The following is a 16,502-nucleotide window of genomic DNA, read 5'->3' as shown; positions in this document are numbered from 1 at the left end:
CGAAGAAGAGGTCGTGGCCGCGAGCCCCCCGCTCGCGACCACGACCTCTCGCTTGTGCTCAGGCCGGTAGGCCGAGCTCCCTGGCGATGAGCATGAGCTGCACCTCGCTGGTGCCCTCACCGATCTCCAGGATCTTGGAGTCGCGGTAGAAGCGACCCACTGGTGTCTCGTTCATGAAGCCGTAGCCGCCGAAGATCTGCGTGGCGTCGCGGGCGTTGTCCATCGCCGCGTTCGACGAGGCCAGCTTGGCGATCGCGGCCTCCTTCTTGTACGGCTCGCCGCGCAGCATCCGCGAGGCCGCGTCGTAGTAGGCCAGCCGGGCCGTGTGGGCCCGCAGCTCCATCTGGGCGACCTTGAACTGCATCGCCTGGTACTCGCCGATCTTGTGCCCGAACGCCTCGCGTTCTCCCAGGTAGCGCAGGCACTCGTCGACGCAGCCCTGGGCCGTGCCGACGCCGAGCGCGGCGATCGCCACCCGGCCCTCGGTGAGCGTGGCCAGGAACTGGGCGTAGCCCCGGCCGCGCTCGCCGACGAGGTTGGCCGCCGGGACCCGGCAGTCGTCGAAGGACAGGGCGTGGGTGTCGGAGGCGTTCCAGCCGACCTTCGAGTACTTCTTGGCGACCGTGAAGCCCGGCGTGCCGGAGGGCACCAGGATCGTCGAGATCTCCTTGCGGCCGTCCGGGCGCTCGCCGGTGACCGCGGTGACCGTGACGAACCCGGTCATGTCGGTCCCGGAGTTGGTGATGAACGCCTTCGAACCGTTGATCACCCACTCGTCGCCGTCGAGCACCGCCGTCGTGCGGGTGGCGCCCGCGTCGGAGCCGCCGTCGGGCTCGGTGAGGCCGAACGCCCCCAGCACCTCGCCCCGGGCCAGCTTCGGCAGCCAGGTGCGCTTCTGCTCGTCGGTGCCGAAGCGCAGGAGCGGCATGATGCCCAGCGACACCCCGGCTTCGAGGGTGATGGCCACCGACTGGTCGATGCGCCCGAGCTCCTCCAGCGCCAGGCACAGCGCGAAGTAGTCGCCGCCCATGCCGCCGTGCTCCTCCGGGACCGGCAGGCCGAACAGGCCCATCTCGCCCATCTTGCGCACCAGCGGGTAGGCGAACTCCTCCCGCTCGTAGTAGTCGGCGATGACCGGGGCTACTTCCTTGCGCGAGAACTCCTGGACGCTCTCGCGCAGCGCTTCGTGCTCCTCGCTGAGCCGGTGGTCAACCATCGCGTCTTCCCTCCCCTTCGGCGGTGAGAACGGCCAGCGGCTGATCGAGCCCGACCGACTGCCCCTTCCTCGCGTGAACTTCGGTGACCGTTCCGTCGATCGGGGCGGTGACGGTGTGCTCCATCTTCATCGCCTCGACGACGAACAGCCGTTGTCCGCTGCGCACCTGCTGACCCTGGGTGACGTCGGTGACCAGCACCGTTCCCGGCATCGGGGCGGTCACGACCCCGTCGGAGCGGCCGGCGGCGTCGCCGCGTTCGGCCAGCAACCGGTGCTCGGTGAGCGCCCAGGTGCGACCGTCCGCGGCCAGCCAGGTGGTGCCGTCGACGTGCGCGCACCGGTACCGGCGGGTCCGCCCCCGGTAGGTGACGGTGAGGGTGTCGCCCCGGAGGTGCCCGGAGGCTTCCGTCGACGCCGTCGTGGCCTCGCTCTCGACCGCGACCTCCGCGCGCTCCGGGGTGCCCCGGAGGTGGACCTTGAGATCGCCGGTGAAGCGCCAGGTGCTCCACGCCGGGCGGCCGAGGCGCCAGCCGCGGGGCGCTTCCCAGGGATCGGATCCGCTGCTCGGCTGGGCGGCGATGAGGCGTTCCAGCGCTGCCGCGACGTAGGCGTGCTCGGGCACCTCGCTCTCGGTCAGCGACTCCAGGTCGCGTTCGACCAGGCCCGTGTCGAGGTTCCCGGCGAGGACGTCGGTGTGCTGCAGCAAGGCGCGCAGGAAGGCGATGTTGCTGTTCAGGCCGAGGATCGTGGTGTCGACGAGGGCCTTGTCGAGGCGGCGCAGGGCGTCGGCCCGGTCGGGAGCCCAGGCGATGACCTTGGCCAGCATCGGGTCGTAGTCGGAGCCGACGCTGCCGCCGGGCCGGATTCCGGAGTCGACGCGGATTCCCGGGCCGGTGGGTTCGTGGACGGCGAGGAGCTCACCGCCGGTGGGCAGGAAGTTGCGGGCCGGGTCCTCGGCGTAGACGCGGGCCTCGACGGCGTGACCGTCGAGCGTCAGGTCCTGCTGAGCCCAGGTCAGCGGCTGGCCCGAGGCGACCCGGACCTGCTGCTCGACGAGGTCCACGCCGCGCTCGCCGCGCACCGCCGTGACCAGCTCGGTCACCGGGTGCTCGACCTGCAGGCGGGTGTTCATCTCCATGAAGAAGAACTCGTCCGGCCGGTCGGCGGAGACGATGAACTCCACCGTGCCGGCGCCGGTGTAGCCGACCGCGCGCGCGGCGTCGGCGGCCGAGGCCCCGATCCGGGCGCGCGTCTGGGCGTCGAGCAGGGGCGACGGCGCCTCTTCGATGATCTTCTGGTGCCGCCGCTGCAGGCTGCACTCCCGTTCGCCGAGGTGCACGACGTTGCCGTGCGAGTCGGCGAGGACCTGGACCTCGATGTGCCGGGGGCGCGAGACGAACCGCTCGACGAACAGGGTGTCGTCGCCGAAGGACGAACCCGCCTCGCGGCGCGCGGAGGCGATCTGGTCGTCCAGCTCGGCTTCGGCGTGCACCAGCCGCATCCCCTTGCCGCCGCCGCCCGCCGAGGGCTTGAGCAGCACCGGGAACCCGACGTCGAGCGCGGCCCGGTGCAGGTCCGCGTCGGTCATGCCGGCGTCGCTGCGACCCGGCACCACCGGAACACCCGCTGCCGAGACGGTCTGCTTGGCGCGGATCTTGTCGCCCATCGACTCGATCGCGCTCGCGGGCGGGCCGATGAACACCACGCCGGCCTGCTCGCAGGCGCGCGCGAAGTCGCCGTTCTCGGCCAGGAACCCGTAGCCGGGGTGGATCGCCTGCGCGCCGGTTTCCCGGGCCGCGTCGAGGATCCGCTTGCCGTTGAGGTAGCTCTCGGTCGCCAGTGCGGGTCCGATGTGGACCGACGTGTCGGCTTCGGCCACGTGGCGGGCATCGCGGTCGGCGTCGCTGAACACCGCGACCGAGCGGATGCCCAGTTCACGCAGGGTGCGGACGACCCGAACCGCGATCTCCCCGCGGTTGGCGACCAGCACGGTGTCGTACATGCTCATCCCTCACATCCGGAAAACGCCGTAGGAGATCGGTTCCAACGGCGCGTTGCCCGCCGCGGAGATGGCCAGGCCCAGCACGTCCCGGGTCTGCTTCGGGTCGATCACGCCGTCGTCCCAGAGCCGGGCTGTCGCGTAGTAGGGGTGGCCCTGGTGCTCGTACTGGTCGCGGATCGGCTGCTTGAACGCTTCCTCGTCCTCGGCCGGCCACTGCTCGCCGCGCGCGTCGAGCTGGTCGCGCCGGACGGTGGCCAGCACCGATGCGGCCTGCTCACCGCCCATCACCGAGATCCGGGCGTTGGGCCACATCCACATGAAGCGCGGCGAGTACGCCCGGCCGCACATCGAGTAGTTGCCGGCGCCGAACGAGCCGCCGATGACCACGGTGAACTTCGGGACCCGAGCGCAGGCGACGGCGGTGACCATCTTCGCGCCGTGCTTGGCGATGCCCCCGGCCTCGTACTCCTTGCCGACCATGAACCCGGAGATGTTCTGCAGGAACACCAGCGGGATCGAGCGCTTGTCGCACAGCTCGATGAAGTGCGCGCCCTTCTGGGCGGACTCGCTGAACAGGATCCCGTTGTTGGCGATGATGCCGACCGGCTGACCGTGGATGCGGGCGAACCCGGTCACCAGGGTCTGGCCGTAGTCGTGCTTGAACTCGGCGAAGCGGCTGCCGTCGACGATCCGCGCGATCACTTCGCGCACGTCGTAGGGGGTGCGGGAGTCGGTGGGCACCGCGCCGTAGAGCTCGTCGGGATCCACCGCGGGCTCCTCGCTCGGCGCGACCTCCCACGGGCGCGGCTCGCGCGGACCGAGCGTGCTCACGATGGTGCGGACGATGCGCAGCGCGTCGGCGTCGTCCGCGGCGAGGTGGTCGGTGACGCCCGAGGTGCGCGAGTGCAGCTCCCCGCCGCCCAGCTCCTCGGCGGTCACCTCGGCCCCGGTCGCGGCCTTCACCAGCGGCGGACCGCCGAGGAAGATCGTGCCCTGCTCGCGGACGATCACGGCCTCGTCGCTCATCGCGGGCACGTAGGCGCCGCCCGCCGTGCAGGAGCCGAGGACGGCGGCGATCTGCGGGATGCCGCGCGCGGACATCGTGGCCTGGTTGTAGAAGATCCGGCCGAAGTGCTCGCGATCGGGGAACACGTCGTCCTGCCTGGGCAGGAACGCGCCGCCAGAGTCGACCAGGTACAGGCAGGGCAGGTTGTTGTGCAGCGCGACTTCCTGCGCGCGCAGGTGCTTCTTGACCGTCACCGGGTAGTAGGTGCCGCCCTTGACCGTCGCGTCGTTGGCCACCACCACGCACTCGCGACCGGACACCCGGCCGACCCCGGTGATGATCCCCGCCGACGGAGCCTCGTCCTCGTAGAGGCCGTGGGCGGCCATCGGCGAGAGCTCCAGGAACGGCGAACCGCGGTCGAGCAGCGCGTCCACGCGGTCCCGGGGCAGCAGCTTGCCGCGCTCGACGTGCCTGATGCGCGCCTTCTCCGGCCCGCCCAGACGGGCTCGGTCCAGCTGCGCGTTGAGGTCGTCGACGAGCTTGGCGTGCTGCTCGGCGTTGCGCGCGAACTCCGGCGAGTCCGGGTCCACCGACGTGCGCAGAGCGGGCGCATCCATGGGGCACACCTTCCGCTTGGCTCGGTTAGTCATCGTTAACTACCGCTCCATGTTAACGACGGCTAACCGAGTCGTCTAGTATTGAGCAGCATGTCGACCGATGCGGCGAAACCGACCCGGCGCGAGCAGATCCTGACCGCGGCGGCGGAGAAGTTCGCGCGCGCCGGCTTCCACGGCGTCGGCATCGACGACATCGGAGCCGCCGTGGGCATCTCCGGACCCGCGCTGTACCGGCACTTCCGCAGCAAGGACGCGATGCTGGCGGAGCTGCTGACCGGCATCAGCGACCGGCTGCTGCTCGGCGGCAAGCAACGGGTCGACGCCGCCTCCGGCTCGCAGGACGCCCTGGACCGCCTGGTGCGCTGGCACGTGGAGTTCGCGCTGCACAACCCGGCGCTGATCACGGTGCACATGCGCGACCTGGACTCCCTCTCCGACCGCGACCACCGCCGGGTCCGGGAATCCCAGCGGCTCTACGTCGAAGTGTGGGTCTCGGTGCTGCGCGACGCCCGCCCGGAGCTGGACCGGCCCCGCGCCCGCGCGGCGGCGCACGCGGTGTTCGGCCTGATCAACTCGACGCCGTTCAGCGCGCACCTGGACACCTCGGCGATGGCGCGCCTCCTCCGCCACATGGCGCACGGGGCCATCGCAGCGATCTGACCCACCGGCGAACTCCGGATCGCGGAGCCGCGGTTCCACCGACCCGTGATCAACGCCCGGCGCCGTGCGCGGGAGGAAGATTGCGAGAGCGGACTCGCGGGTAAGAGCGGAGCATCGGTCGAGAGAGGTCGCTCCCGCGAAGGCCGGAGGTTGGCATGGCCACCACGCAGATCCAACCGACGGCGGTGCCCACCCGGACCGCGGTCGGCAGGCGCCCGCGCAAGGGCGCGCGGTTGGTGCCCTGGCTGCGGACCACCGACCCCAAGGACATCGGGATCCTGTACCTGATCACCTCGTTCGCCTTCTTCATCACCGGCGGCGCGATGGCGCTGCTGATCCGCGGCGAACTGGCCGTCCCCGGCCTGCAGTTCCTGTCCCAGGAGCAGTACAACCAGCTGTTCACCATGCACGGCACGATCATGCTGCTGCTGTTCGCCACACCGATCGTGTTCGGCTTCGCCAACGTGATCCTCCCGCTGCAGATCGGCGCGCCGGACGTGGCGTTCCCGCGGCTGAACGCCTTCTCCTACTGGCTGTTCCTGTTCGGCGGGCTGATCGTGATCAGCGGCCTGCTGATGCCCGGTGGCGCGGCCGACTTCGGCTGGACGGCCTACGCACCGCTGTCGCGCAGCGAGTTCTCCGTCGGCCCCGGCGGTGACCTGTGGGCGGCCGGGCTGATCGTCAGCGGTCTGGGCACGATCCTGGGCGCGGTCAACATGATCACGACGGTGGTGTGCCTGCGCTGCCCGGGGATGACGATGTGGCGGATGCCGATCTTCACCTGGAACATCCTGGCCACCAGCATCCTGGTGCTCATGGCGTTCCCGATCCTGACGGCCGCGTTGTTCGGGCTGCTGGTGGACCGCCACCTCGGCGGGCACGTCTTCGACCCGGCCCACGGCGGAGCGATCCTCTACCAGCACCTCTTCTGGTTCTTCGGGCATCCCGAGGTCTACATCGTGGCGCTGCCGTTCTTCGGGATCGTCACCGAGATCCTGCCCGTGTTCAGCCGGAAACCGCTGTTCGGCTACACCGGGCTGGTGCTGGCCACCATGGTGATCATGGGACTGTCCGCGGTCGTGTGGGCGCACCACATGTTCGCCACCGGGGCCGTGCTGCTGCCGTTCTTCTCGTTCGCGACGTTCCTGATCGCGGTGCCGACGGGCATCAAGTTCTTCAACTGGATCGGGACGATGTGGCGCGGGCAGGTGACGTTCGAGTCCCCGATGCTGTTCTCGGTCGGGTTCCTGGTGACGTTCCTGCTCGGCGGCCTGACCGGGGTCCTGCTGGCCTCACCGCCGCTGGACTTCCACATCACCGACACCTACTTCGTCGTGGCGCACTTCCACTACGTGCTGTTCGGCACGATCGTGTTCGCGGTGTTCGCCGGCGTCTACTACTGGTTCCCGAAGATGACCGGCCGGATGCTCGACGACCGGCTGGGCAAGCTGCACTTCTGGCTGACGTTCGTGGGGTTCCACCTGACGTTCCTGGTGCAGCACTGGCTCGGCGACGAGGGCATGCCGCGCCGCTACGCCGACTACCTGGTCACCGACGGTTTCACGGCTCTGAACACCGTCTCGACCATCGGCGCGTTCGTCCTCGGCGCCTCGATGCTGCCGTTCCTCTACAACGTGCTCACCAGCTACCGCTTCGGCACGCCGGTCGACGTGGACGACCCGTGGGGCCACGGCAACTCCCTGGAGTGGGCTACGTCGTGCCCGCCGCCCCGGCACAACTTCACCGCGCTGCCGCGCATCCGGTCGATCCGCCCGGCCTTCGAGCTGCACTACCCGCACATGGCCGATCGCCTGGCGGCCGAGGCGCACGTGTCCCTGCGCCGCGATCCTGGTCCGAACGGGCGATGACCTCCGTGGCGCGGTTCATAGTCGGACGAGGAAGAGCGCAGGCCTGCGTACTGTTGAACGTGTGCGGAGCGCCATCGTCGGCGCAGGACTGAATCGTTTCCGCCGACGCGCACCCACCAAGGCGATGACCGCCTGACAACGCCGTGCAGCGCAGCGCGCGGAACAGACCACCACCTTCTTCACCACACGGGGGACTTCCTTGCCCATTGCCCTGTTGGCCCTGGCCATCGCCGCATTCGGGATCGGAACGACCGAGTTCGTGATGATGGGGCTGCTGCCTGAAGTGGCCACCGACCTGCAGGTGTCGATCCCCGACGCCGGCGGTTACATCTCGCTGTACGCACTCGGCGTCGTCATCGGCGCGCCCGCGCTCACCATGCTCGGCCTGCGCTCCCGCCGCAAGACGATGCTGCTGAACATGCTGGTGCTGTTCACGGCCGGAAACCTGTTCTCCGCGTTCGCGATGAACCACGAGACGCTGCTGGTCGCCCGGTTCATCTCCGGCCTGCCTCACGGCGCGTTCTTCGGCATCGGCGCGGTCGTGGCCGCCGGTCTGGTCGCCGCCGACCGGCGCGGGCAAGCGATCTCGATGATGTTCATCGGCCTCACCGTCGCCAACATCGTCGGCGTGCCGATCGGCACCCTGCTCGGGCACGCCCTCGGGTGGCGCTGGGCGTTCGGCCTGGTCGCCGTGATCGGCGTGATCGCGCTGGCCGCCGTGGCGGTGCTGGTGCCCAAGCAGCCCAAGCCCACCGAGGTCAGCCTGCGCGGTGAGCTGCGGGCCTTCCGCCGCCCGCAGGTGTGGCTCGCGTTCGCCGTCGTCGTGTTCGGCTTCGCCGCGATCTTCTCGTTCTACAGCTACATCAAGCCGGTGCTCACCGACGTCAGCGGCTTCAGCGCCACCGCCGTCACCCCGCTGCTGGCCGTGTTCGGCGTCGGCATGACCGTCGGCACCGCGGTGGGCGGACGGCTCGCCGACCGCTCGCCGCTGAAGACGCTGTGCGCGGGCATCTCCGCGCTGGCGGTGTCGCTGGTGGTGTTCGCGCTGACCGCGCAGAACCCGATCATGGCTCCGATCATGGTCTTCCTGATCGGCGCGACCGGGTTCACCGCGATCCCGAGCATCCAGGCCCGCATCCTCGACGAGGCCAAGGAAGCCCCGGCGCTGGGTTCGGCGAGCATCCAGTCCACCTTCAACATCGCCAACTCGCTGGGCGCCTACCTGGGCGGCGTGGTGATCGCCGCCGGGTTCGGGCTGATCTCGCCGAGCTGGATCGGCGCGCTGCTGGCGCTGGTCGGACTGGGCTTCGCGGTCCTGTCGGGCCGGCTGGACAGCCGCCCGAAGCGGGGCGGCGTCGTGGCCTCGCACCAGGCATCGCCCGCGACCGAATCCGAGCTCACCGCCTGATCTGCGGTTGCTCAGCTCACAGGAGTGCTCTGGAATGCAAGGGGCCCTGAATCGGTTCCAGACGACCGGGGCCCCTTGGCCAGACCAATCCCGAATTCGGTGGAGGAAACACGCACATGACTCAGGTTCCGAACGTCACGCTGAACACCGGTGCTTCCATGCCTCAGCTGGGTTACGGCGTCTTCCTGGTTCCGGCCGACGAGGTCATCGCCCCGGTCCGCGCAGCGATCGACGCCGGGTACCGCAGCATCGACACCGCGAAGGTGTACGGCAACGAGGAAGGCGTGGGCAAGGCCATCGCCGACTCGGGCGTCAAGCGTGAGGACCTCTTCGTCACCACCAAGCTGTGGAACGACGACCAGGGCTACGACAGCACGCTCAAGGCCTTCGACGACAGCCTGTCCCGCTTGGGCCTCGACTACGTGGACCTCTACCTGATCCACTGGCCGGTTCCGAGCCAGGACGCCTACGTCGACACCTGGAAGGCGTTCGAGAAGATCTACAACAGCGGCCGCGCCAAGGCCATCGGCGTGTCGAACTTCCAGATCCCGCACCTGCAGCGCCTCTTCGACGAGACCAGCATCGTGCCCGCGCTCAACCAGATCGAGCTGCACCCGAACCTGCCGCAGGCCGAGCTGCGCGCCTTCCACGCCGAGCACGGCATCGCCACCGAGGCGTGGAGCCCGCTGGGCCGCAACAACGGCCTGCTGGACAGCGCCACGGTCGCCAACCTGGCGGAGAAGTACGGCAAGACCCCGGCTCAGATCGTGCTGCGCTGGCACATCGAGCTGGGCAACGTGACCATCCCGAAGTCGGTCACGCCGTCGCGCATCAAGGAGAACATCGAGGTCTTCGACTTCGAGCTCGCCCAGGACGACGTCAAGGCCATCACCGCCCTGGAGACCGGCGTCCGCGTCGGCCCCGACCCGGACGAGATGTGAGCCCTCGCCCTCGCTGAGAAGACCCCCGACCGCCACTGGTGGTCGGGGGTCTTTCGTCTTCGCGGTCAGGCGACGCGGAGGCGGGGCTTCGGGGACAGGGAGCGCAGGACGTTGCTGCCGGAGCGCAGCGAGACGACCTGGCTGTGGGTGGCCAGCCAGCCCGGGAAGCGGGCGATGCGCTGGATCGGGGTCCGCCGCTGCGCCGAGGTCAGCGCCGCCGTGCGGGAGACCTTGAGGACCCGCGGGCGGCGCTCGAACTCGTAGGCGCGCAGCCGCTCGGCCGGGGAGCCCTCGGCGTCGGCCATGTACTGGGTGAGCAGCCAGGCGTCTTCGAGCGTCTGGTTGGCCGCCTGGGCGACCGCGGGCGGCATCGCGTGCACGGCGTCACCGAGCAGGGTGCTGCGCGGCCCGCCCCAGATGTGCGGGACCTTGTGCCGGATGTGCGGGAAGAAGCCCAGGTCGTCGTCGGTGACGGAGGCCAGCAGCGCCTCGACCGGCCCCGGCCAGCCGCGGAACGTCTCGCGCAGCTCGGCGACCGTGTGGACCCGGTCTCCCTCCTTCCACGGCATGTCGAACCACCAGTGCAGCAGCCCGTCGCCGGTGGGGATGAGCCCGCAGTGCGCGTTGCGCCCGGCGATGTTGAGCGTCTGCCTGCCCGTGGCGACCGGCAGGTCGCTGCGGGTCAGCCCCTGCCAGCTGGCCCAGCCGGTGGGCTTGGCGGGATCACCGCCGAGGACCTGCTGGCGCACCACCGAGCGCTGCCCGTCGGCGCCGATGAGCACGTCCCCGACCGCGCTGGAACCGTCGGCGAACTCGACCCGCACGTGATCGGGGTGCTCGCTGACCGAGACGCAGCGCCGGCCGAACTGCAGCGCACCCGGGGGCAGCGCGGCGGCCATCTCCGCGATCAGCTCGCGGCGCGGGATCTGCACGGTCGGCGACCCGAGCCGCTCGGTGACCTCGTCCAGGTCGGCTTCCCAGAGCAATCGTCCGGATTCGGTGAGTGACCGGAGGCTGTCGAGCTGATGCCCGCGGTCGGTGATGTCCACCCCCAGCTCGCGCAGCGCCGCGGTGCCGTTGCTCCACACCGTGATGCCCGCGCCGGACGTCCTCAAGGCGTCGTGGTGCTCGTAAACTTGCACGTCATGGCCTTTGCCGAGCAATCCGTTGGCGATTGCGAGTCCCCCGACTCCGGCTCCGATCACGAGAACTCGCATCGTCTCCATCCGTCATCCCCGACGTAGCTGCCCCGACAATTTTATCCACTCGACCGTATGTACCGAATTGTCCTTGGTCACACGCCGTGAACGACCATGCCGCGCCCGATCGGGACAGGTTTTCGGAAAATGAAAACTCGCCTAGGCACCGGGGTACCCGAGAACTATGTTGCCTGCCATGAGCCCACGTGTAGCACCACCGTTCCGGGCCGACCACGTCGGCAGCCTCCTCCGCCCCGAGCGCCTGCTGGAAGCCCGAGACTCGCACGCGGCCGGCCGAATCGACGACGCCGAGCTGCGCGGGATCGAGGACGAGGCGATCACCCAGGTCGTCACGATGCAGGAGGACATCGGCCTGCAGAGCGCCACCGACGGCGAGTTCCGCCGCAGCTCATGGCACATGGACTTCCTGTACCAGCTGGACGGCGTCGAGCGCGTCGACGACAACAGCCTCAAGGTCCAGTTCCACAACGCCCAGGGTGACATCGAGTTCATCACCCCCGACCTGAAGGTCACCGACAAGATCAAGCTCTCGGGCACGATCTTCGCCGACGCCTTCACGTTCCTCGCCTCCAAGACCACCAGGAACACGCCGAAGCTGACCATCCCGTCGCCGGGCATGCTCACCTACCGGGGCGGCCCCGCGGCCGTCGACTCCAGCGTCTACCCGGACATGGCCGAGTTCCGCGCCGACCTGGCCGCCGCCTACCGGGCGGAGGTGCGCGCGCTGGCCGACCTGGGCTGCCACTACCTCCAGCTCGACGACACCAGCCTGGCCTACCTCAACGACCCGAAGCAGCGCGAGATGCTCAACGCCCGGGGCGAGGACGGCGAGAACGCGCACGTCAAGGACATCGAGCTGATCAACGAGTCGCTGCGCGGCCGTCCGGACACGCTGACGGTGACCACCCACATGTGCCGGGGCAACTTCCGGTCGTCGTGGGTCGCCGAGGGCGGCTACGACTTCGTCGCCGAGGCGCTGTTCGGCCGGCTGGAGGTCGACGGCTTCTTCATGGAGTTCGACGACGAGCGCTCGGGCACCTTCGCCCCGCTGCGGTACGTCCCCAAGGGCAAGCACGTGGTGCTGGGCCTGGTGACGACCAAGCGCGGCGAGCTGGAGTCCAAGGACGACCTCAAGCGGCGCATCGACGAGGCCGCCAAGTACGTCGACCTCGACCAGCTGTGCTTGTCACCGCAGTGCGGATTCGCCTCGACCAAGGACGGCAACGCCCTGACCTACGAGGAAGAGGTCGCCAAGCTCCGCCTGGTCGTGGAAACGGCCCAGGAGGTCTGGGGCTGATCGCAGGTTCTGAGCGGCTTCGTGGCGAGGACGGCCGTCGCGTCGTGCATCGGACGTGCATGGGCGACGGCACCCGCAGTCCATGGAGCCGCTCAGGTTCTGCTACCGGCACCGCCACGCACGGCGAGCACCGTCAGGCGAATCTCAGGCCGCTTCTTCGAGGAAGCGGCCTGCCACGAGGCCCGGTTCTTCGGCGCCGTCGAATCTGACCCAGAGGACAGGGCCTTCGAAAACCTGCGGGAGACCCGTGGCGGTCTCCACCACCGTGCCCTCCTGATCACGGAACCGGCCGAACGTGGCACGCACCCGCACGCCTGGTTCAAACGGGCTCGATGATTGCTCCATGAGGGTGGACGGTACGGGGCGGCACCGACAAGGCGGAAATCGCCCGTCCCTTCCATGAAAATCCCCACACGCCGATCGTTGAACCCCCAGGTGGGAGGATGGCCGGGGGAGGGTTGATGCGGACGATCAAGCGGTCGGGCGAGCACGAGATCGAGGTGCGCAGGTCCCGGTTCATCTGCTCGCTGGCGCGGGTGACCGAGGAGTCCGAGGCGCGGGAGTTCATCCAGCTCCAGCGCAAGACGCACCACGACGCCCGCCACCACTGCTCGGCGTTCGTGCTCGGCGACTCCGGCGAGATCCAGAAGTCCAGCGATGACGGCGAACCCGCGGGCACGGCCGGGGTGCCGATGCTGGAAGTGCTGCGCCGCAACGAGATCACCAACACCGTGGCCGTGGTGACCCGCTACTTCGGCGGGGTGCTGCTGGGCGCGGGCGGCCTGGTCCGCGCCTACGGGGGCGCGGTGTCGGCGGCGCTGGAGCACGTCGGAACCCTGCAGCGGCGACCGGTGCGGGTGCTGCTGGTGGAGGCCGACTACGTGCTGGCGGGCAGGCTCGACAACGATCTGCGGTCGGCCGGCTACCAGGTCGCCGACACCTCCTACGACGCCGCGGTCCGCTTCCACGTCCACGTGCCCGTGGAGGACGTCGACGGGTTCCACGCGTGGCTGGCCGAGAGCACCGGCGGAGCCGCTCAGGCCGCCGAAGGCCCGCTCGTCCACGCCGAGATGTAGATCAGGACGCCGCCGACGTGGTGGCCGCGGCGGTGTCGGCGGGGGCCGCGGGAGGCCGCCTGTCGCCGGGCTTGCCCGCCACCGCGGCGATCGTGCCGATGAGCGTTCCGAACAGCAGGCCGAGGACCACGTCGTGCGGGTAGTGCACGCCGATGTAGACCCGCAGGAACGCCTCCAGCAGCGCCGCGACCGCGACCACCGCTGCGGCGCGCCGCCACAGCACGGCCGTGGTCACCGCGAACGCGGCCGCCGTGGCCGAGTGCCCGCTGGGCAGCGAGAAGACCCCGACCTCGCTGCAGTGCTCGACCGTGGGGATGGGCATCGTGAAGCACGGCCTCGGCTGCTCGATGATCTCCTTGACCAGGCCGTTGAGCACCCACGCGGACCCGCCGGAGAGCAGGATCGCCAGCATGGCTCGAACCCGCCGGTCGACTCTCCACCACACGAACACGGCGAGGGGGATGAACGCGAGCAGGAGGGCATCGGTCAGCACCACCGCGACGGCCTGCACCCAGGCCGGAGAAGCCACACCCCACCCCGCGATGACACGGAACAACTCGGAGCTGAAATCCACCACACCCACCCTAACCGGATTCCCGCGCGTCGCCCGGCACACCGGCGCGGCGGCGAATTCCCGAAAGTTTTCCACGCGGATCGGATCACGAATTCAGCGGAAATCCGTTACCCCGCACCGTGAGCCGGGTGTATGAGTGGAGGGAAACCGATCTTCTGGGGAGGTTCTGCGATGCGTTCGCTGATCGTCGGAAGTGCTGTTGTCATCGCCGTTCTGGGGTTGGGGGCTCCGGCGAGCGCGGAAGGAGCGCTGGAGCCGCTGGTGGGTTCGGCCGCTGAGCGCGTGACGCTGTCCGACCAGGTCGCGGCGGCCAAGTGGGGAACGGATTCGCCGATCGAGGACCCCGAGCGCGAGCAGCAGGTGCTCGACGGTGTCGCCGTGCGGGCGGCCGAGCTGGGGCTCGACGCCGAGGAGGCCAAGCGGATATTCCGCGATCAGATCGAGGCCAGCAAGCTCGTGCAGCGGGGGCTGCACGCGCGCTGGAGCGCCCATCCCGACGAGCAGCCCACCGAGCGGCCCGATCTCGGCGAGATCCGCCCCGAGCTGGACCGACTGGGGGAGGCGATCCTGCTGCAGCTCCGCGACACCGACGAGCTGCGCGACGGCCCGTCCTGCGACGGCAGGCTGCTCAGCGCCTACGTCCGCACCGCGCACGACCTCACCGCCCTGCACCAGGCGGGGCTGGGCCGGGCGATCCCCTCGATCTGCTCCTGACCTCCGCTCAGGCGAGGGCCTGGTAGGTGGTGGTCTCGAAGTCCTGGAAGTGCGGGGCGCCGCCGGTCAGCGCGCGCTGCGTGAGCAGGATGGCGATCAGGTCCTCGGCCGGTTCGGCGAAAGCGGTGGTGCCGAAGCCGCCGCTCCAGCCGAACTGGCCGACCCCCGCCAGGCCGACCCGCCGGGTCACCACGCTCTGCCCGAACGCCCAGCCGACGTTGCCGGGCAGAGTGGCTGCGGGGTCGGGTTTCTGCGACGCGACGAGCCGGTCCGTGGTGAGCAGCTCGACCGACGCGCGGGACAGCATGCGGGTCCCCTCGTGCTTCCCGCCGTTGAGCAGCATCCGGTAGAACGCGAGGAAATCGTCCGCCGTGGACAGCAGCCCTCCCGCTCCCGAGCCGAAAGCGGGCTCCTCGGAAGCGGGTGCGGGGAACGGGACGAGCACGCCGTCGTCGGGCATGTAGACGGTGGGAACGCGGGACTCGGCCGAGGTGCGGAAGCCGGTGTCGCGCATCCCGAGCGGTTCGAAGATCCGCTCGCGCAGCACGTCCGCGAGCTCCCGGCCGGTCGCGCGGGCGATCAGCACGCCGAGCACGTCCGATCCGGTGTGGTAGAGCCACTGGTCACCGGGCTGGTACGCCAGCGGGAGCTCGCCGAGCCGCCGCATCCACTCGTCAGGGGTCACTCCGGGGTCGACCGGGGACGGTGACAGGCCCGCTTCGTGCATCGCCTTCGCGATCGGCACGTCACCGGGCACGGCGCCGAGCCCGAAGGTGAAGGTCAGCAGGTCTCGCGCGGTGATCGACCGGGCTGCGGGGACGGTGTCCGTCAGCGGAACGTCCGGGCTGGTCAGCACGCGCCGGTCGGCGAGTTCGGGCAGCAGGTCGTCGACCGGGTCGTCGAGCCGCAGCACGCACTCCTCCACCAGGCTCATCACGGCCGCGGCGGTGATGGGCTTGGTCATCGAGGCGATGCGGAAGATCGTGTCGCGCCGCACGGGCTCACCGCCGATGGACAGGTTCCCGTACGCGGCGATGTGCGTTTCACCGCCGCGGCTGACCGCGGTCACCGCGCCGGGGAGCGTGCCGTCGGCGACGTAGCCGTCCATGACCTCGCGCATCCGCGCCAGCCTGGCCTGATCGAATCCCACCGTCGTCCTCCTTGAAAATCCTTCGAGTGTCGACTCGGCGGCACCCCAGAACTCATCGGCGCCGGAAGAGCCCGACCTGGAGGAAGTCCGCGCCGAAGACCGGCGACTCCGGTGGCTGGGAGCGCATCCGCCGGACCTCCACGGGGGTGAGATCGGCGAAGACGTCCCGCAGCTCGTCGGGGGTGTAGGCGAGTCCACCTCCCAGGACGCCCTGGCGGTAGAGCTCCAGGTCGGGCAGTTCGGTCCCGGAGTTGTCGGCTCCGGCGACGAAGCAGCTGATCGCCAGGTGCCCGCCGGGGGCGAGGAGCCGGTCGAGCAGATCGAGGTAGCTGATCCGCCGGTGCGGCGGCAGGTGGTGGAAGCAGCCCGAGTCGTAGATGAGGTCGTAGGGGCCCGTGAGGTCCGCGGTGAAGGCGTCGCCCCGGTGGAAGCGGACCTCCGGGGCCCGCTCCCGGGCCCACGCGATCGCGGCGGCGGACAGGTCCACCGCGTCGACGTCGAACCCGGAGGCGGCCAGGTGCGCGGCGTTGCGGCCGGGACCGCACCCCAGGTCCAACGCGCGGCCCGGCTTCAGCACCCCTCCGTCCACGTAGGACACGAGGCTTTCATCCGGTTTGGCGGCGAAGAACGGGACGTCTCGGTCGCGATCCTCGTAGAAGCGGTCCCAGAACGGTTCCAGCGCCGGGAAGATCTCGTCGAGCATCCGCAGCAGACCGTCAACGTCGCGCACCGGACGAGCAGCGTCTCCCATCC

The 16,502-nt window shown here is 69.9% G+C and carries 15 protein-coding genes; 7 read left to right on the top strand and 8 right to left on the bottom strand.

Going from position 1 to position 16,502, the window contains the following annotated elements; all coding sequences use genetic code 11:
- Positions 1–58: 58 nt before the first annotated feature.
- Genes KBO27_RS01825 through KBO27_RS01815 form a run of 3 tightly spaced genes read right to left on the bottom strand, consistent with a single transcriptional unit; the run spans position 59 to position 4,841 of the window.
- Positions 59–1,216, bottom strand: a complete 1,158-nt coding sequence (locus KBO27_RS01825; protein WP_210968238.1) for an acyl-CoA dehydrogenase family protein — start codon at positions 1,214–1,216, stop codon at positions 59–61.
- On the bottom strand, positions 1,209–3,218 hold the full coding sequence (locus KBO27_RS01820) for an acetyl/propionyl/methylcrotonyl-CoA carboxylase subunit alpha (RefSeq protein WP_372448819.1): 2,010 nt from the start codon (positions 3,216–3,218) through the stop codon (positions 1,209–1,211). Before KBO27_RS01820 ends, KBO27_RS01825 begins: the two co-directional genes overlap by 8 nt.
- A gap of 9 nt (positions 3,219–3,227) precedes the next feature.
- Entirely contained in the window at positions 3,228–4,841 is a 1,614-nt protein-coding gene (locus KBO27_RS01815) for a carboxyl transferase domain-containing protein (RefSeq protein ID WP_210968236.1), read from the bottom strand.
- A 90-nt stretch (positions 4,842–4,931) separates the two neighbouring features.
- Here KBO27_RS01815 and KBO27_RS01810 point away from each other — a divergent pair, with 90 nt between their 5' ends.
- The 4 genes from KBO27_RS01810 to KBO27_RS01795 all read left to right on the top strand — a co-directional run bounded on the left by KBO27_RS01810 (position 4,932) and on the right by KBO27_RS01795 (position 9,718).
- Positions 4,932–5,501, top strand: coding sequence for an SACE_7040 family transcriptional regulator (locus KBO27_RS01810; protein WP_132671877.1), 570 nt, complete (start codon positions 4,932–4,934; stop codon positions 5,499–5,501).
- 155 nt (positions 5,502–5,656) lie between these two features.
- Positions 5,657–7,369: an aa3-type cytochrome oxidase subunit I gene (gene ctaD / locus KBO27_RS01805; protein WP_210968235.1), complete on the top strand. Its 1,713-nt coding sequence runs from the start codon at positions 5,657–5,659 to the stop codon at positions 7,367–7,369.
- Between the two features lie 199 nt (positions 7,370–7,568).
- Positions 7,569–8,777, top strand: a complete 1,209-nt coding sequence (locus tag KBO27_RS01800) for an MFS transporter (RefSeq protein ID WP_210968234.1) — start codon at positions 7,569–7,571, stop codon at positions 8,775–8,777.
- Between the two features lie 116 nt (positions 8,778–8,893).
- Positions 8,894–9,718: an aldo/keto reductase gene (locus tag KBO27_RS01795; RefSeq protein ID WP_210968233.1), complete on the top strand. Its 825-nt coding sequence runs from the start codon at positions 8,894–8,896 to the stop codon at positions 9,716–9,718.
- A gap of 65 nt (positions 9,719–9,783) precedes the next feature.
- Here the strand turns inward: KBO27_RS01795 and KBO27_RS01790 are convergent, their stop codons facing one another.
- Positions 9,784–10,935: an FAD-dependent monooxygenase gene (locus KBO27_RS01790; RefSeq protein ID WP_246536211.1), complete on the bottom strand. Its 1,152-nt coding sequence runs from the start codon at positions 10,933–10,935 to the stop codon at positions 9,784–9,786.
- Positions 10,936–11,113: 178 nt separating this feature from the next.
- On the opposite strand from KBO27_RS01790, the gene KBO27_RS01785 reads away from it, so the two are divergent.
- A complete protein-coding gene (locus KBO27_RS01785; protein WP_210968231.1) occupies positions 11,114–12,235 on the top strand; it encodes a 5-methyltetrahydropteroyltriglutamate--homocysteine S-methyltransferase in 1,122 nt (373 codons plus the stop codon).
- 144 nt (positions 12,236–12,379) lie between these two features.
- Here KBO27_RS01785 and KBO27_RS01780 read toward each other — a convergent pair whose 3' ends face one another.
- The gene (locus KBO27_RS01780; protein ID WP_093414443.1) at positions 12,380–12,580 is read right to left on the bottom strand and encodes a hypothetical protein; all 201 of its coding nucleotides are present in this window, start codon (positions 12,578–12,580) and stop codon (positions 12,380–12,382) included.
- 116 nt (positions 12,581–12,696) lie between these two features.
- Between KBO27_RS01780 and KBO27_RS01775 the strand changes: the two genes are divergently transcribed.
- A complete protein-coding gene (locus tag KBO27_RS01775; RefSeq protein WP_132680501.1) occupies positions 12,697–13,311 on the top strand; it encodes a YigZ family protein in 615 nt (204 codons plus the stop codon).
- 1 nt (position 13,312) lies between these two features.
- Here the strand turns inward: KBO27_RS01775 and KBO27_RS01770 are convergent, their stop codons facing one another.
- Positions 13,313–13,840: a phosphatase PAP2 family protein gene (locus KBO27_RS01770; RefSeq protein WP_210968230.1), complete on the bottom strand. Its 528-nt coding sequence runs from the start codon at positions 13,838–13,840 to the stop codon at positions 13,313–13,315.
- 216 nt (positions 13,841–14,056) lie between these two features.
- Here KBO27_RS01770 and KBO27_RS01765 point away from each other — a divergent pair, with 216 nt between their 5' ends.
- Positions 14,057–14,599: a chorismate mutase gene (locus tag KBO27_RS01765; protein WP_210968229.1), complete on the top strand. Its 543-nt coding sequence runs from the start codon at positions 14,057–14,059 to the stop codon at positions 14,597–14,599.
- A gap of 7 nt (positions 14,600–14,606) precedes the next feature.
- Here the strand turns inward: KBO27_RS01765 and KBO27_RS01760 are convergent, their stop codons facing one another.
- Together KBO27_RS01760 and KBO27_RS01755 are read right to left on the bottom strand one after the other, a co-directional pair.
- A complete protein-coding gene (locus tag KBO27_RS01760; protein ID WP_307870196.1) occupies positions 14,607–15,749 on the bottom strand; it encodes a serine hydrolase domain-containing protein in 1,143 nt (380 codons plus the stop codon).
- Between the two features lie 52 nt (positions 15,750–15,801).
- Entirely contained in the window at positions 15,802–16,500 is a 699-nt protein-coding gene (locus KBO27_RS01755) for a class I SAM-dependent methyltransferase (protein WP_210968228.1), read from the bottom strand.
- Positions 16,501–16,502 lie beyond the last annotated feature (2 nt).

Origin of the sequence: Saccharopolyspora endophytica, from assembly GCF_018070075.1 — a bacterium.
In the GTDB taxonomy this organism is placed as follows: domain Bacteria; phylum Actinomycetota; class Actinomycetes; order Mycobacteriales; family Pseudonocardiaceae; genus Saccharopolyspora; species Saccharopolyspora endophytica.
Note: the sequence above shows the minus strand (reverse complement) of the source record. Positions and strands in the feature narration are given on the sequence as shown.

Bases quoted from the DNA above. Each gene is read 5' to 3' on its own strand.
- KBO27_RS01810 (WP_132671877.1), top strand. From the start codon at position 4,932: ATGTCGACCGATGCGGCGAAACCGACCCGGCGCGAGCAGATCCTGACC.
- KBO27_RS01790 (WP_246536211.1), bottom strand. From the start codon at position 10,935: ATGCGAGTTCTCGTGATCGGAGCCGGAGTCGGGGGACTCGCAATCGCC.
- KBO27_RS01765 (WP_210968229.1), top strand. From the start codon at position 14,057: ATGCGTTCGCTGATCGTCGGAAGTGCTGTTGTCATCGCCGTTCTGGGG.
- KBO27_RS01775 (WP_132680501.1), top strand. From the start codon at position 12,697: ATGCGGACGATCAAGCGGTCGGGCGAGCACGAGATCGAGGTGCGCAGG.
- KBO27_RS01785 (WP_210968231.1), top strand. From the start codon at position 11,114: ATGAGCCCACGTGTAGCACCACCGTTCCGGGCCGACCACGTCGGCAGC.
- KBO27_RS01820 (WP_372448819.1), bottom strand. From the start codon at position 3,218: ATGTACGACACCGTGCTGGTCGCCAACCGCGGGGAGATCGCGGTTCGG.
- KBO27_RS01755 (WP_210968228.1), bottom strand. From the start codon at position 16,500: ATGGGAGACGCTGCTCGTCCGGTGCGCGACGTTGACGGTCTGCTGCGG.
- KBO27_RS01795 (WP_210968233.1), top strand. From the start codon at position 8,894: ATGACTCAGGTTCCGAACGTCACGCTGAACACCGGTGCTTCCATGCCT.
- KBO27_RS01825 (WP_210968238.1), bottom strand. From the start codon at position 1,216: ATGGTTGACCACCGGCTCAGCGAGGAGCACGAAGCGCTGCGCGAGAGC.
- KBO27_RS01780 (WP_093414443.1), bottom strand. From the start codon at position 12,580: ATGGAGCAATCATCGAGCCCGTTTGAACCAGGCGTGCGGGTGCGTGCC.
- ctaD (WP_210968235.1), top strand. From the start codon at position 5,657: ATGGCCACCACGCAGATCCAACCGACGGCGGTGCCCACCCGGACCGCG.
- KBO27_RS01815 (WP_210968236.1), bottom strand. From the start codon at position 4,841: ATGGATGCGCCCGCTCTGCGCACGTCGGTGGACCCGGACTCGCCGGAG.